General features: G+C 67.5%; 13 protein-coding genes and 1 tRNA gene. 7 read left to right on the top strand and 7 right to left on the bottom strand.

The window, feature by feature from the left end:
• The first annotated feature begins 333 nt into the window (after window positions 1–333).
• Complete coding sequence (locus AE618_RS27755; RefSeq protein WP_210166439.1) at window positions 334–987, top strand: hypothetical protein; 654 nt, start codon at window positions 334–336, stop codon at window positions 985–987.
• Window positions 988–1,148: 161 nt separating this feature from the next.
• Here AE618_RS27755 and AE618_RS02710 read toward each other — a convergent pair.
• From AE618_RS02710 to AE618_RS02700, 3 genes are all read right to left on the bottom strand, one after another.
• Window positions 1,149–1,225, bottom strand: a tRNA-Arg gene (locus tag AE618_RS02710).
• A gap of 176 nt (window positions 1,226–1,401) precedes the next feature.
• Entirely contained in the window at window positions 1,402–1,770 is a 369-nt protein-coding gene (gene hisE, locus AE618_RS02705) for a phosphoribosyl-ATP diphosphatase (RefSeq protein ID WP_054207528.1), read from the bottom strand.
• A 96-nt stretch (window positions 1,771–1,866) separates the two neighbouring features.
• Window positions 1,867–3,687 carry an ABC transporter ATP-binding protein gene (locus AE618_RS02700; RefSeq protein ID WP_054207523.1) on the bottom strand — a complete coding sequence of 607 codons (1,821 nt, stop codon included), beginning with the start codon at window positions 3,685–3,687 and terminating at the stop codon, window positions 1,867–1,869.
• A gap of 156 nt (window positions 3,688–3,843) precedes the next feature.
• Between AE618_RS02700 and AE618_RS02695 the strand changes: the two genes are divergently transcribed.
• On the top strand, window positions 3,844–4,980 hold the full coding sequence (locus AE618_RS02695) for a DSD1 family PLP-dependent enzyme (RefSeq protein WP_054207522.1): 1,137 nt from the start codon (window positions 3,844–3,846) through the stop codon (window positions 4,978–4,980).
• Window positions 4,981–5,284: 304 nt separating this feature from the next.
• Here the strand turns inward: AE618_RS02695 and AE618_RS02690 are convergent, their stop codons facing one another.
• Complete coding sequence (locus tag AE618_RS02690; RefSeq protein ID WP_054207521.1) at window positions 5,285–6,175, bottom strand: helix-turn-helix transcriptional regulator; 891 nt, start codon at window positions 6,173–6,175, stop codon at window positions 5,285–5,287.
• Window positions 6,176–6,281: 106 nt separating this feature from the next.
• Here AE618_RS02690 and AE618_RS02685 point away from each other — a divergent pair, with 106 nt between their 5' ends.
• The 5 genes from AE618_RS02685 (at window position 6,282) to AE618_RS02665 (ending at window position 9,975) form a co-directional block, all read left to right on the top strand.
• Window positions 6,282–6,980: an ABC transporter permease gene (locus tag AE618_RS02685; RefSeq protein WP_432704481.1), complete on the top strand. Its 699-nt coding sequence runs from the start codon at window positions 6,282–6,284 to the stop codon at window positions 6,978–6,980.
• On the top strand, window positions 6,973–7,695 hold the full coding sequence (locus AE618_RS02680; RefSeq protein ID WP_054207520.1) for an energy-coupling factor ABC transporter ATP-binding protein: 723 nt from the start codon (window positions 6,973–6,975) through the stop codon (window positions 7,693–7,695). The genes AE618_RS02685 and AE618_RS02680 overlap by 8 nt, the downstream gene beginning before the upstream one ends.
• Before the next feature lie 83 nt (window positions 7,696–7,778).
• Window positions 7,779–8,657: an extracellular solute-binding protein gene (locus AE618_RS02675; RefSeq protein WP_054207519.1), complete on the top strand. Its 879-nt coding sequence runs from the start codon at window positions 7,779–7,781 to the stop codon at window positions 8,655–8,657.
• Window positions 8,658–8,661: 4 nt separating this feature from the next.
• Entirely contained in the window at window positions 8,662–9,480 is an 819-nt protein-coding gene (locus AE618_RS02670) for a molybdate ABC transporter substrate-binding protein (protein WP_054207526.1), read from the top strand.
• A gap of 12 nt (window positions 9,481–9,492) precedes the next feature.
• Window positions 9,493–9,975: an SAM-dependent methyltransferase gene (locus tag AE618_RS02665; RefSeq protein ID WP_054207518.1), complete on the top strand. Its 483-nt coding sequence runs from the start codon at window positions 9,493–9,495 to the stop codon at window positions 9,973–9,975.
• 10 nt (window positions 9,976–9,985) lie between these two features.
• Here AE618_RS02665 and AE618_RS02660 read toward each other — a convergent pair whose 3' ends face one another.
• Genes AE618_RS02660 through AE618_RS02650 form a run of 3 tightly spaced genes read right to left on the bottom strand, consistent with a single transcriptional unit; the run spans window position 9,986 to window position 12,228 of the window.
• Window positions 9,986–10,507, bottom strand: a complete 522-nt coding sequence (locus AE618_RS02660) for a hypothetical protein (protein ID WP_054207517.1) — start codon at window positions 10,505–10,507, stop codon at window positions 9,986–9,988.
• Between the two features lie 22 nt (window positions 10,508–10,529).
• Window positions 10,530–11,459 (bottom strand): nucleoside hydrolase, encoded by a 930-nt coding sequence (locus AE618_RS02655; protein ID WP_054207516.1) that lies wholly within the window; start codon window positions 11,457–11,459, stop codon window positions 10,530–10,532.
• Window positions 11,460–11,463: 4 nt separating this feature from the next.
• Entirely contained in the window at window positions 11,464–12,228 is a 765-nt protein-coding gene (locus AE618_RS02650; protein WP_054207515.1) for an ATP-binding cassette domain-containing protein, read from the bottom strand.
• Window positions 12,229–12,268 lie beyond the last annotated feature (40 nt).

Here is a 12,268-nt window from a genome sequence, read left to right as displayed (position 1 = left end):
CCTTCATCCCCCGCCCGCCCGTCTGAAACCAGAACGGACAGTCTCACCGAAACCGGCTCAAGGGGGTCAAAGTTGGACGCCGATCCCCCGCCTCAAGGGGTCAAACTTGCACGCCGAAACACACCCATCCGTGGAAAGGGCGTAAAATGGCGTCCGGAAATCAGGGCAGATCGCATGCCGACCGTCATAAAGCGCTTTCGAGGGATGTCGGACGCTGACGGTTTGCCAATTTCCGGTGCAGCTTCAGTTCTCTGTGTGGACCTTGTCACCACGAGAAAACTACTCGACCACGGCATTCTTATGCAGACAGAGGCTACTTCCACGAGGCCCCGCGTGTCTCGCGACAGCGTCCACCGTGCGAGCAAGAAATACGCTCCGGCTCGCATATACGCCAATTCCTTCAATGATTCGCGAAGCCGCAAGCGGTTCGTGGAGGCATTGGCCGCAGTAGGTGTTCCATCGCTAGCGCTTGGTCCGGGTGCGACGGCGCTCGTCGAGCGCGCTGTGGCTCGCAAAGCCTTGAACCTTAGCCACGATCCCGATCAGGTGAGCGATCCGAAGTCTGGGTTTTGGAAGGCGGCCGAAGAAGCCGTTCGATCAAACCGATTGCCGTTCCGCTCGACCCAACCTATGCCGCGATCCTCGTTGGTGGTTTGGGACAGCTCGCGTCTCATACGAGTCGTGTTTTCGTTCGCTGATGGTGATTGTGCCGTAGTTGGAGGCGTCGCTTCCGGTTCGTGCGCGACCAGGCGGGGAGTGATCCTGCCTTATGTTGCCAAGAACCTAAGATCAGGCGCGACAAGCTCCTTGCACGCGTATGAGCTGGACGAAAATGGGCTGGTGGCCGCTTCGCAGAAATTCAATCTGCATGATGAGGGGAGTTGGGCGGTGGGCCTCGGCTTCATCGCGAACTACCTGACCAATGTGATGCATGCCCTCTATGATGCGCGCGCAGCCCAACGGGAGATCAAGAAAAGCGCTGCCTAGCGCTTATCTGCACCGTCCTACTGGAGCGGCGTCGCGATTTGGTTCGCGGCGCCGTTTCTGTTGGCGGTCGTACCCTGCGGCTAATGGGAAGTCGCACTATCTCTGACTGAAAGTCGGATTATGCGTGACTGAGTCGCACTAATTGCGATTTACAAGAGTGATGGCGCGCTCGGAGCGATTCGAACGCCCGACCCTCAGATTCGTAGTCTGATGCTCTATCCAGCTGAGCTACGAGCGCATATCGGCGGCACAGCGCGTGGCGTGGCCCCGATGTCGGCGGAAATAGCCGCTCTCCCGCGTCTTGGCAACCCTGAAAACCTCGCTGTCGCGAAGTTTCGCTGGCTGCCGATACGATCCTCGAGAATGCCGGTCCGTCACGCCTCTCAACGGACCCGAGCGATGAGGCGAGCCATCCTAGACGCCAAGCAGCGTGCGGCGTCCCGTTGCCGCGCGCGCGACCGGCTTGCCCCGGGTCTTCGGCAGTTTCTCGGCGATGCCGTAAAGCTGCTCGCGGCGGTCCATCTCGCGCCAGACATCATCGGGCGCGATGCCGATCTCGCTCCACAGCACCACCAGATTGTAGATCAGGTCGGCGCTTTCGAGGATGGTGCGGCGGCGGTCGCCCTGCACGGCTTCCAGCCCGACCTCGAAGGCCTCCTCGGCCAGCTTCTTGGCCATCTTCGGCAGGCCCTCGCTGGCGAGCCGCGCCGTCCGCGACACAGCGGGGTCACGCAAGCGCGCAGCGAGAACGGCGGCGTGGAGCCGGAGGATCGAATCAGCCATCGCGGGAGGATTGGCCCGGCTCATGAGGGTTTCATGACAGCTGCCCGGGCCGCGGCCCGACATGCAAGCCGCATCACGCCCGAACCGCGAAGCGCGTCAGCTTTCGACGAACTGCAGCCGGTGCAGCCTTGCATAGGAGCCGTCGCGGGCCAGAAGCGCCTCGTGGCTGCCGGTCTCGACGATTCTGCCCTCTTCCAGCACGACGATGAGATCGGCCTCGCGCACGGTGGACAGCCGGTGGGCGATAACCAGCGTGGTGCGGTTCTTCATCAACCGGGCGAGCGCCTGCTGCACCAGCCGCTCGGATTCGGCGTCGAGCGCGCTCGTTGCCTCGTCGAGCAGCAGGATCGGCGCGTCCTTCAGGATGGCACGCGCGATCGCGACACGCTGGCGCTCGCCGCCCGAGAGCTTCTGGCCGCGCTCGCCGACCGACGACTCGTAGCCCTCCGGCATCGCCATGATGAAATCATGCGCGGCGGCATCCCTGGCGGCCGCGACGATCTGCTCGTCGCTGGCGCCCGGTCGCCCGAAGGCGATGTTGGCGCGCACCGTATCGTCGAACAGCACGACATCCTGGCTGACCACGCCGATCTGCGCGCGCAGGGAGGCGAGCGTCAGGTCGCGCAGATCCTGCCCGTCGATCTCGACGCGGCCTTCCGTGGGGTCGTACAGGCGCGGCACCAGCGCCAGCAACGTCGATTTGCCCGAGCCGGACCGGCCGACCAGCGCCGTGGTCTTGCCGCCCGCGGCGACGAGATCGATGCCTTCGAGCGCGCGCGCATCGTCGCGATAGCGGAAGCGCAGATGCCGGAAGGCGACCTCGCCCACGCCGACCTGCAATGCCTTGGCGTCCGGCCGCTGCGTGATCAGCGGGTTTTCGTCGAGCAGCGCATAATAGCGCTTCAGCGAAGCACCGGCCTCCTGGACGATGGCGTTGAGGTTGCCGAGCGAGCGCAGCGGCTGGGCCGCCAGCAGCAGCGCCGAGACATAGCCGGTGAAATCGCCGACCGTCGAGCCGCCCGAGGTGATGCGGACCCCGATCGCCGCCAGCACGCCCGCCACCGCCATGCCGCCGGCAACCTCGAGCAGCGGATCGAGCCGGCCGCGCGCATTCGCCGCCTTCATCTTGAGCGCGCGGATGCTCTCGAAGGCCGCCGCCGCGCGCTGCTCGAGATAGGGCTCCAGCGTGTCGGTCTTGGCGGCGCGGGCGCCCTGCAGGCTCTCGGTGACGAGGCTCGCCATCAGCCCGGTCTGTTCCTGCTGCGAGGTCGCCATGCGGCGCAGCTTCCGGCCGATCTTGCCGATCGGCTGCGCGACGATCGGCGCGATCAGCACGACCACCAGCGTCATCTGCCAGTCGATCCAGAACATCGCGCCGACGAGCGCGATCGCGGTCAGCACGTCGCGCACGGCGATGTTGATCAGCCGCGTCAGGGCCTCCTTGACGAAGGTGAAGTCGGTGGTGAAGCGCTGGGTCAGCGAGGCCGGGTTCTCGCGATGGAGCTGCGCCAGATCGGCGCGGATCAGATGCGAATACAGCGCGGTCTGCATGTCGGCCTCGATCCGGCTGACGACGCTGTTGGTCATCACCGTCTGGGCGAGCAGCGAAAAACCTTTTACCGCCGTGACGATGACGACGACGACGGCGACCGCATTGACGACGCCGATCTCGATGCCGATCGACTTCGAGACGAGGCGCTCCATCCGGCGCACGAAGCCGGTCGATTCCGCCGTCAGAGGGTCGGCGAAGGCATCGAAAGCCGCCTTGATCAGCAGGGGATAAAAGCTCGTCGTCGCCGCGATCACCACCACGAGGGCCATGATCATCGCCATCTGCGGCAGATAGGCTTTGACCTGCTCGCGCCAGACGCGGAGGAGAAGCGCGAAGGTGTCGTCGGTAACGCGGCCTATCTTCATGGCGCGCGACCTATCATGGCAAGGCGCGAGTGGCGAGTGGCGAGTGGCTAACAAGCGGCTTCCATTCGCCCCTCGCCATTCGCGCCCCAGGGTCTTGCCCCGGACAAGAAGCTGGCGTCCCATGGTGGCCACTGATTCAGGAAAGCACGACAGCCCATGCCCTTGCATCCACCGGCCCAGGCCGGCCAGCGTTTTGACGAGATCGACACCCCGTCGCTGATCCTCGATCTCGACGCCTTCGAACGCAACCTCGTCACCATGGCCGCCTATACGCAAGGCCATGGCGTCAGACTGCGCCCCCATGCCAAGACCCACAAGAGCCCCGAGATCGCGCTGCGCCAGATCGCCCATGGCGCGGTCGGCCAGTGTTGCCAGAAGGTCTCCGAGGCCGAGATCCTCGTCGAGGGCGGCGTGACCGACGTGCTCGTCAGCAACGAGATCGCGGGCGCAGCCAAGCTCGACCGCCTCGCCAAGCTCGCCCGCCAGGCGAAGATCACGCTCTGCGTCGACCATCTCGACGGCGTCCGCGAGGCGGCCGAGGCAGCTGCGCGCCATGACGTGGTGCTGGATGTTCTCGTCGAGATCGATGTCGGCGGCCGGCGTTGCGGTGTCGCGCCGGGCGAAACCGCCGTGCGTCTGGCGGAGGCCATCGCGCGCAGCAACACGCTGCGTTTCGGCGGCCTGCAGGCCTATCACGGCACGGCCCAGCACATGCGCTCGATCGACGAGCGCCGCGAGGCGATCGAGCGCGCAGGCCTGGGCGCCCGCAACACCGTGGAACGCCTGGCGCAGGCCGGCCTCGCCTGCGGCGTCGTCAGCGGCGCCGGCACCGGAACCTTCGAGATCGAGAGCCAGTCCGGCATCTGGAATGAGATCCAGGCCGGCTCCTATATCTTCATGGACGCCGATTACGCCCGCAACCGACAGGCCGACGGCAGCCCCTTCCGCACCTTCGAGCACGCGCTGTTCATCCTGACTGGGGTGATGAGCAAGCCGGTGCCGGACCGCGCCGTGGTCGATGCCGGCCACAAGGCCGCCGCGATCGATTCAGGCCTGCCCGTCCCCTACCGGCGCGAGGGCGTGGTCTACACCAAGCCCTCCGACGAGCATGGCGTGCTGACGGGAGATCCAGCCGTTTTGCCGCATCGCGGCGACCGCCTGCTGCTGGTGCCCGGCCATTGCGACCCGACCGTCAACCTGCACGACTGGTATGTCTGCGTGCGCGGCCTCCATACGGCGGACGCCCATGTCGAGGCACTCTGGCCCGTGGCGGCGCGCGGCGCCCTGACCTGATCGCGCAGCCGGGGGCATCTCGACGTGCTCACCGACGCAGCGGCTGATCGCGAGACGATCGACCGCGTTCGCGGACCCAGGAACCTGCTGCTGGGTGAACGGCCCCTCGACCGTCATTCCGGGGCAGGCCGAAGGCGTGAGCCCGGAACCCAGAGCCGATGCGGCTTGTAGCCAAAGCGCCATGTCCTAGCGCTCCGTGAACCCTCATCGGTTCTGGGTTCCGGGTTCTTCGCTCCGCGAAGCCCCGGAATGACGGGGGAGGGCTCGTCACCCGGCCACGGACTCTCGCCGGCGCCGCTTGGCCCTATCGATTCAGCCTGACCGTACCGCTGCGCGAGAGATCGTAGCCGCCAAGCTCGGCGGCCCGTGCGGTCATCGCGTTGCCGCGCATCCAGCCCAGCAATTGCTGCGTCGCAGGCTCGAAATAGGTCCGCCGGCGCATCGCCAGATCGACATGCTCCCAGACCAGGGGTAGGAAATCGAGGCCGAAGGCGGTGGCGACGGCTCGCGAAGCAATGCCGCAATCGGCCCGGCCGGTGCGGATGGCGAGCGCGAGATCCTGGCCGGTCGCACAGATTCCCTCGGCCAGGATCATCGCCTGTTCTGGTACCGGCTCACGCTCGATCAGGCTGTTGAGCAGGAGCTGCGCGCCCGCTCCCTTCTGGCGTCGCGCGAAGCGGGCGCGCTTGGCAACGGCCGAGCCCACGCCGGCGATGCCCAGCGGATTGCCGGGCACGACCAGCAGTCCCTGCTCGCGCCGGGCAAAGCTGATCACGACGGCATCGAACAGGCCGGGCTCGGCCCGGATCGCAGCCGGGTTGGCCTCGTCATCGTCTGGGGTGGCATGGAGATGGATCGCGGCAATGGCGACCTCGCCGCGCACCAGACGGTCGAGCCCGGTCTGTGAGCCTTCGGCCAGCAGCGCCAGCCCGCAGCCGGAATCGCGCACCGCCACCTCTAGCAGCGAATCCTGACTGCCGCCGATGATCGGCGGCGGGCTCGCCGGCAGCATACCCTCGGGGTGCGCCAGCCCGGCCTCCAGCCAGCGGTCGAGCGCGGCACGGGGAAACAGCCATTTGCCGCTGATTTTGGTGCAGGGCACCGCGCCATCCGCCACCAACTCATAGAGCTTGCGCTCCTTGAGCCGCAGATATCCGGCCGCTTCCTCCGTCGTCAGATAAATATGATCCTGCATCAAACTGCGCCAGTCTGCGGAATTTCCAGAATTGGCCTTTGGTCGCATTAAACGCTAGAAATCGCAAGGCTTTGCAGAGCGACACGATCCGGAAAGCGATCACACATTGGAATTCGCAGCGATCTTCAAGGCGGCTTTCGCGCTGGTCGTCGGGCTCGATCCCGGCTTCCTGGCGATCGTGGGCCTGTCGCTGCGGGTGACGCTGACGGCGGTTCTGATCGCGGCCATCGTCGGCCTGCCGCTGGGCGCCGCGCTCGCCTTGGCGCGCTTCCCCGGCCGATCGGCCGTCATCGTCTGCCTCAACGCGCTGATGGGGTTGCCGCCCGTCGTCGCGGGACTTCTCGTTTTCCTGATGCTCTCGCGTTCGGGCCCGCTCGGGTCGCTCGGCCTGCTGTTCACGCCGACCGCGATGATCGCGGCCCAGGTCATCCTGGTCCTGCCGATCGTCATCGCCCTGACGCGCCAGACGGTCGAGGATCTCTGGTCTGAATATCGCGACCATCTCCGCTCGGTCGGGCTCGAAGGGGTGCGCGCCATCCCGACCCTGCTCTTCGACGGGCGTTTCGCGCTGGCGACCGCGCTGCTGGCGGGCTTCGGCCGGGCCAGCGCCGAGGTCGGCGCTGTGCTGATCGTCGGCGGCAATATCGCCGGCTACACCCGCACCATGACGACGACGATCACGCTGGAGACCTCGAAGGGCGACCTGCCCCTGGCGCTCGGCCTCGGCATCGTCCTGATCGCACTGACGCTCGCCATCAACGCGGTGGCCTTCGGCGCCAGCCGGATCGGCGCGCGCTATGCGTGACGTCGCCTCCATCCTGCCGCTCGCGGTCGATGCCGTGTCCTTCCTCGGTGATGGCCGCCGGCTGATCGACGGCTTGAGCTTCGACATGCCGGCCGGTGGCCTGGCCGTGCTGCTCGGCCCCAACGGTGCCGGCAAATCGCTGACCCTGCGGCTCTGCCACGGCCTGTTGACGCCGAGCCAGGGCCGTATCCGCTGGGCCGCCGGCGCGGAGGGCCGAAGCCGGCGCCACGCCATGGTCTTCCAGAAGCCGATCATGCTGCGCCGCTCGGTCGAGGCCAACATTGCCCATGCGCTGGCGGCGGCTGGCATTTCCGGCAGCGAGCGCCGGGATCGCGCCCGCGACGCGCTGGCCCGCTTCGGCCTGTCGGAGCGCGCGACGCAGGCCGCACGGCTGCTCTCGGGCGGCGAACAGCAGCGCCTCGCCATCGCGCGTGCCTGGGCGCTCCGCCCCGAACTGCTCTTCCTGGACGAGCCGACCTCGCAGCTCGACCCCGCCGCCACGCGCCAGATCGAGGAGCTGCTCTCAGGCCTCGTCGCCGAGGGCATCACGGTGCTGATGTCGACCCATGATCTCGGCCAGGCCCGGCGGCTCGCCTCGCGCGTGCTCTTCCTGCATCGCGGCAGGCTGATCGAGGACGCATCGGCGCAGTCGTTCTTTGCCCAACCCGCCTCGCCCGAAGCGCGCGCCTTCCTCGCGGGCGAGCTGATCTGGTGAAACCTCGCCTGTCCGACACGATGCCCCAAGAAACGAACGCTCAAGAAACGAAGACCCAAGAAACCACCACCCGGGAGACGACCATGACGACCACCCGCCGCCTGCTTCTCGCCACGGGCTTCTCCATCGCCCTGGCCGGCATCGCCCTGGCCCAGACGACGACGGCGACGCCGCCGGCCGCCACCGCGCCTGCAACCTCCGACAGCCGCTTCATCACCGTGTCCTCGACGACCTCGACCCAGGATTCCGGCCTGTTCGGCTACCTCCTGCCGCTGTTCAAGGCGAAGACCGGAATCGATGTCCGCGTCGTCTCGCAAGGCACCGGCCAGGCGCTCGACACCGGCCGGCGCGGCGATGCCGACGTCGTCTTCGTCCACGCCAGAGCGCAGGAGGAGAAATTTGTCGCGGAGGGCTTCGGGCTCGAGCGCAAGGCGGTGATGTACAATGATTTCGTCCTGATCGGGCCCAAGAGCGACCCGGCCGGCATCACCGGGACGAAGGACATCGCCGCCGCCCTCAAGGCGATCCAGGAGAAGGGCGCACCCTTCGTCTCGCGCGGCGACAAATCCGGCACCCATTCCGCCGAGCTCGCGCTCTGGAAAGTCGCCGGCGTCGATCTCGATGCCAAGAAAGGCGCCTGGTACCGCGAGATCGGCCAGGGCATGGGAGCTGCACTCAATACGGCCGGTGGCATGGGCGCCTATGTGCTGGCCGATCGCGGCACCTGGATCTCCTTCAAGAACCGGGGCGACCTCGTGATCGCCGTCGAGGGCGACAGGCGCCTGTTCAACCAGTACGGCGTCATCGCCGTGAACCCGGCCAAGCACCCGCATGTGAAGATCAATGACGGCCAGGCCTTCGTGAACTGGCTGGTCAGCCCGGAAGGCCAGAAGGTGATCTCTGACTACAAGATCGAGGGGCAGCAATTGTTCTTCCCGAATGCGACGCAGGCGGGCGCGTGATCTCATGCGCCGCACGCTCATCGCAGGCATCCTCCTGATGACCGGCGCTATGACATCCGCCGTTCGCGCCGGGGAGCCGGTGCTGCTCCATTCCGCCGGCAGCCTGCGCGCCGCGCTGACCGAGGTCGCCGAGGCCTTCACCGCGCAGACGGCTGTCGGGGTCAAGCCCGTCTTCGGTGCATCGGGCCTGCTCAAGGACAGGATCGCCGGGGGTGAGCGGGCGGAGGTGTTCGCCTCGGCCGATCTCGGCAACCCACAGGCACTGGCAAAGGCCGGGCTCAGCGGACCGGTCGTGCTCTTCGCCCGCAACGAGCTCTGCGCCTTCGCGCGGCCGGAGATCGCGCTGACGCCGGAGACCCTGCTGGAGCGCATGCTCGATTCCGGCATCAAGCTCGGCACCTCGACACCCAAGGCCGATCCGTCGGGCGATTATGCCTTTCAGGTCTTCGCCCGGGCCGAGGCCGTCAGGCCCGGCGCCAGGGCGGCGCTGGAGGCGAAGGCGCTGCAACTCACCGGCAGCGCGAGCAGCACGCCGGCGCCCGATGGCGCCAATGTCTATGGCCACAAGCTCGCAAAGGGCGAGGCGGACATCTTTCTCGCCTACTGCACCAATGCGACGCCGATCGCGAAGGAGCAGCCCGGCCTGAAGCTGGTGCGGCTGCCGCCGTCACTGGCCGTCGGCGCCGATTACGGGCTGACCGTGATGACCGGGGCCTCGCCAAACGCCTGGCGCTTCGCCATGTTCATCCTGTCCCGCGACGGGCAGGCGATCCTGGCCCGGCACGGCTTCGCCGCCCCGACGCTCCCGCGCGACGGCGGCTGACCGGAGACTCCTATGGACTGGCAGGCGATCCGACCGGGCGAGACGCAGGCTCCCCTGCCAGACCGGCAGGACGCGCATCTCGTCTTCATCGGCCGGCTGCGCACGCCCTTCGCCACCCGCGACCAGTGCCCGCGTCAGGGCGATGCGGAGGCTGGCCCGGTCTGCCGCGTCGAGATCGACGCACCCTGGCACGCGGCACTGGCCGGCATCGAGGGCTTCACGCAGCTCGATCTGCTCTACTGGATGCATCAGGCGCGGCGCGACCTCGTCACCCAGACCCCACGCGGCGGCGAGCCGCTCGGCACCTTCGCTCTGCGCTCACCGGTCAGGCCCAATCCGATCGCGGTCTCGCGGGTACGGCTGCTCGGCGTCGAGGAGGGCGCTCTGCTGGTGCGTGGGCTCGACTGCCTCGACGGCACGCCGCTGCTCGACGTGAAGCCGCATCGCTGCGCGCATACGGCCTCTCGAGGCCAGCATCAGGATGGATCGGCCTGATCGTCCGCCCCTACCGGCAGAAATCCGCGCAACCGGCATCCCAGAACGGCGCGTCCGGGCGCAGCACCGGCATCGAGGGGCGCGGCTTGGCGCCCGGCAGATCGACCGGCGTCGGCGCGACCAAGTCCCACCAGCCATGGGCGCATTGCGAGCGGAAGGCCATCTGATCGGAGATCGAGGTGCCCTCGCGCGCCAGCGCCTGATCGAGCGCCGTGCAGGTCGCGCGCAGGGCCGCATCATGCGCGTCGGATGGATCGTTGGCGTAGTCGTGGAAGGCAGCGGTGAAGCTTTCCATCTCGCGGGCGATATGCGGCCAGTCGTGACGGTCGAGATTCCAGGCGTCCATCCATTCGCGCACGACGGTCTCGACCGCCTCGCCCTTCGGCTTGGCCGCAACCTTGCGCGCGGTGGTCAGCATATGCCGCATCAACTCGGCGCGGGCGTGGACGTGGCGCGCGGCCAGTGCGGCATGGCGCATCGCGGCGATGGCAGCCTCGGCATCCCCGCGCAGTTCCTCAACGAAATGGGGCATGGCGTATCCTCGGCAGGCAGGATCAGGGAAGGGTGGCGAGGCGCTCGATCATCCGCTCGAACAGTGCATGCGCCTCGACGGAACCGATGACATGCGCGTTGGCAGGCTGCTTCAGCCGCCCGTTCCAGTCGATCGTCGTGCGCCCGCGCAAGGGTCCCGCGCCGGTCTCGATCTCGACGAAACAATCGCGCCCCGCAAAAAGCTCCGGCCAGATCAGGAAGGCGATGACGCAAGGGTCGTGCATCGGATGGCCGGCCGTGCCGAGCCCGCCCGGACGCGGCCGCGTCAGCATCCCGTGAATGGCGCGACCCGTCTCAGTGCCGAGCGCGCCGATGCGCGCGACCTGCTCATGACCAACGATCGCCTGCAGCGTGACGCCGAGACCGAACATCACGATCGGCCGGCCGCAGCCCAAGACGATCGCCGCCGCATGCGGATCGACATGCACGTTGAATTCTGCGGCCGGCGTCATGTTGCCGAGCCCGATCGCCCCGCCCATCAGCACGATGCGCCTGACCTTGGGCAGGATGTCCGGCGCCAGCCGGAAGGCCAGCGCGAGATTGGTCAGCGGCCCGAGCGGGCAGAGTGTGATGCCGTCATCGGGCGCGGCACGGCAGATCGCGATGATCGCCTCGACGGCATGGCCGGGGGTGGCCGCGCCACGCGGTTCGGGCAGGTCTGTCCCCGCAAGCCCGTCCGGCCCGCAGACGAACTCCGCCGTCTCCAGCGGAAAGATCAGCGGCCCCGCCGCGCCGGCATGGACAGGGACGCCATCCGCCCCGCCGAGATCGCGGATACGCAGGGCGTTGATCGTCGTCTGCGCGACCGGGACATTGCCGGCCACAGTCGTGATCGCCCGCAGGTCGAGCCGGTCTGTGCTGGCGAAGGCGAGCAGCAGCGCGACCGCATCGTCCTGGCCGGGATCGGTATCGATGATGATCGCTTCGCGCATCGGCTCACGCCGCCCTGGCGTTGCCGGCCATGATCAGGTGGGCGATGTCGTCGGCCTTGAGATCGCCGATCGGCTGGTCGACATATTTGTGGCCCGCACCCATGATCACCACGCGGTCGGCCAGTGCCACCACGTCGCGCATGTTGTGGCTGATCAGGATCACGGTGCGGCCATCGGCCTTGAGCTTGCGGATCAGGTCGAGCACGAGCGCGCTCTCCTTGACGCCGAGCGCCGCCGTCGGCTCGTCCATGATGATGATCTCGGCATTCCAGCGCAGCGCCCGCGAGATCGCCACCGCCTGACGCTGACCGCCCGAGAGCCGCTCGACCGGCCGCGTCATGTCCGTCACCGCCGCCGAAAGCTGCGAGAGATAGCGCTGCGACTCGGCGATCATCCGCTTCTTGTCGAGCACGCGCAGGAAGGGCAGCAGGAAGGGCTTCGTCAGTTCCGAGCCCATGAAGACGTTCTGCGCAATCGACAGACGCGGCGCGAGCGCGAGATCCTGGTAGATCGTCGCGACGCCATGTTCCAGCGCATCATGCGGCGATCCGAAGGAGACCGGCTTGCCGCGCATGCTGATCGCCCCGGACGTCGGCTCCTCGGCGCCCGAGATCACCTTGATCAGGCTCGACTTGCCGGCGCCGTTGTCGCCGCAGATCGCGACCACCTCGCCCGCGAAGATGTCGAGATCGACCTCGCGCACGGCGACGACCGGGCCGTAAGCCTTGCCGATGCCGCGCAGCGAAAGGAGGGGGGTGGGATCGCTCATGGATGTGCCCGTCAGGATTGGCGCCGCGGGGCTGCGTCAT

The sequence above is a fragment of the Allobosea vaviloviae genome (assembly GCF_001298265.1).
Taxonomy (GTDB): domain Bacteria; phylum Pseudomonadota; class Alphaproteobacteria; order Rhizobiales; family Beijerinckiaceae; genus Allobosea; species Allobosea vaviloviae_B.
This window is presented reverse-complemented; position numbering and strand designations above follow the sequence as displayed.

Excerpts from the sequence above, each read along its gene's own strand:
- AE618_RS02655 (WP_054207516.1), bottom strand. The coding sequence starts at position 11,459 with ATGCGCGAAGCGATCATCATCGATACCGATCCCGGCCAGGACGATGCG.
- hisE (WP_054207528.1), bottom strand. The coding sequence starts at position 1,770 with ATGGCTGATTCGATCCTCCGGCTCCACGCCGCCGTTCTCGCTGCGCGC.
- AE618_RS02650 (WP_054207515.1), bottom strand. The coding sequence starts at position 12,228 with ATGAGCGATCCCACCCCCCTCCTTTCGCTGCGCGGCATCGGCAAGGCT.
- AE618_RS02695 (WP_054207522.1), top strand. The coding sequence starts at position 3,844 with ATGCCCTTGCATCCACCGGCCCAGGCCGGCCAGCGTTTTGACGAGATC.
- AE618_RS02680 (WP_054207520.1), top strand. The coding sequence starts at position 6,973 with ATGCGTGACGTCGCCTCCATCCTGCCGCTCGCGGTCGATGCCGTGTCC.
- AE618_RS02670 (WP_054207526.1), top strand. The coding sequence starts at position 8,662 with ATGCGCCGCACGCTCATCGCAGGCATCCTCCTGATGACCGGCGCTATG.
- AE618_RS02665 (WP_054207518.1), top strand. The coding sequence starts at position 9,493 with ATGGACTGGCAGGCGATCCGACCGGGCGAGACGCAGGCTCCCCTGCCA.
- AE618_RS02675 (WP_054207519.1), top strand. The coding sequence starts at position 7,779 with ATGACGACCACCCGCCGCCTGCTTCTCGCCACGGGCTTCTCCATCGCC.
- AE618_RS02700 (WP_054207523.1), bottom strand. The coding sequence starts at position 3,687 with ATGAAGATAGGCCGCGTTACCGACGACACCTTCGCGCTTCTCCTCCGC.
- AE618_RS02690 (WP_054207521.1), bottom strand. The coding sequence starts at position 6,175 with ATGCAGGATCATATTTATCTGACGACGGAGGAAGCGGCCGGATATCTG.
- AE618_RS02660 (WP_054207517.1), bottom strand. The coding sequence starts at position 10,507 with ATGCCCCATTTCGTTGAGGAACTGCGCGGGGATGCCGAGGCTGCCATC.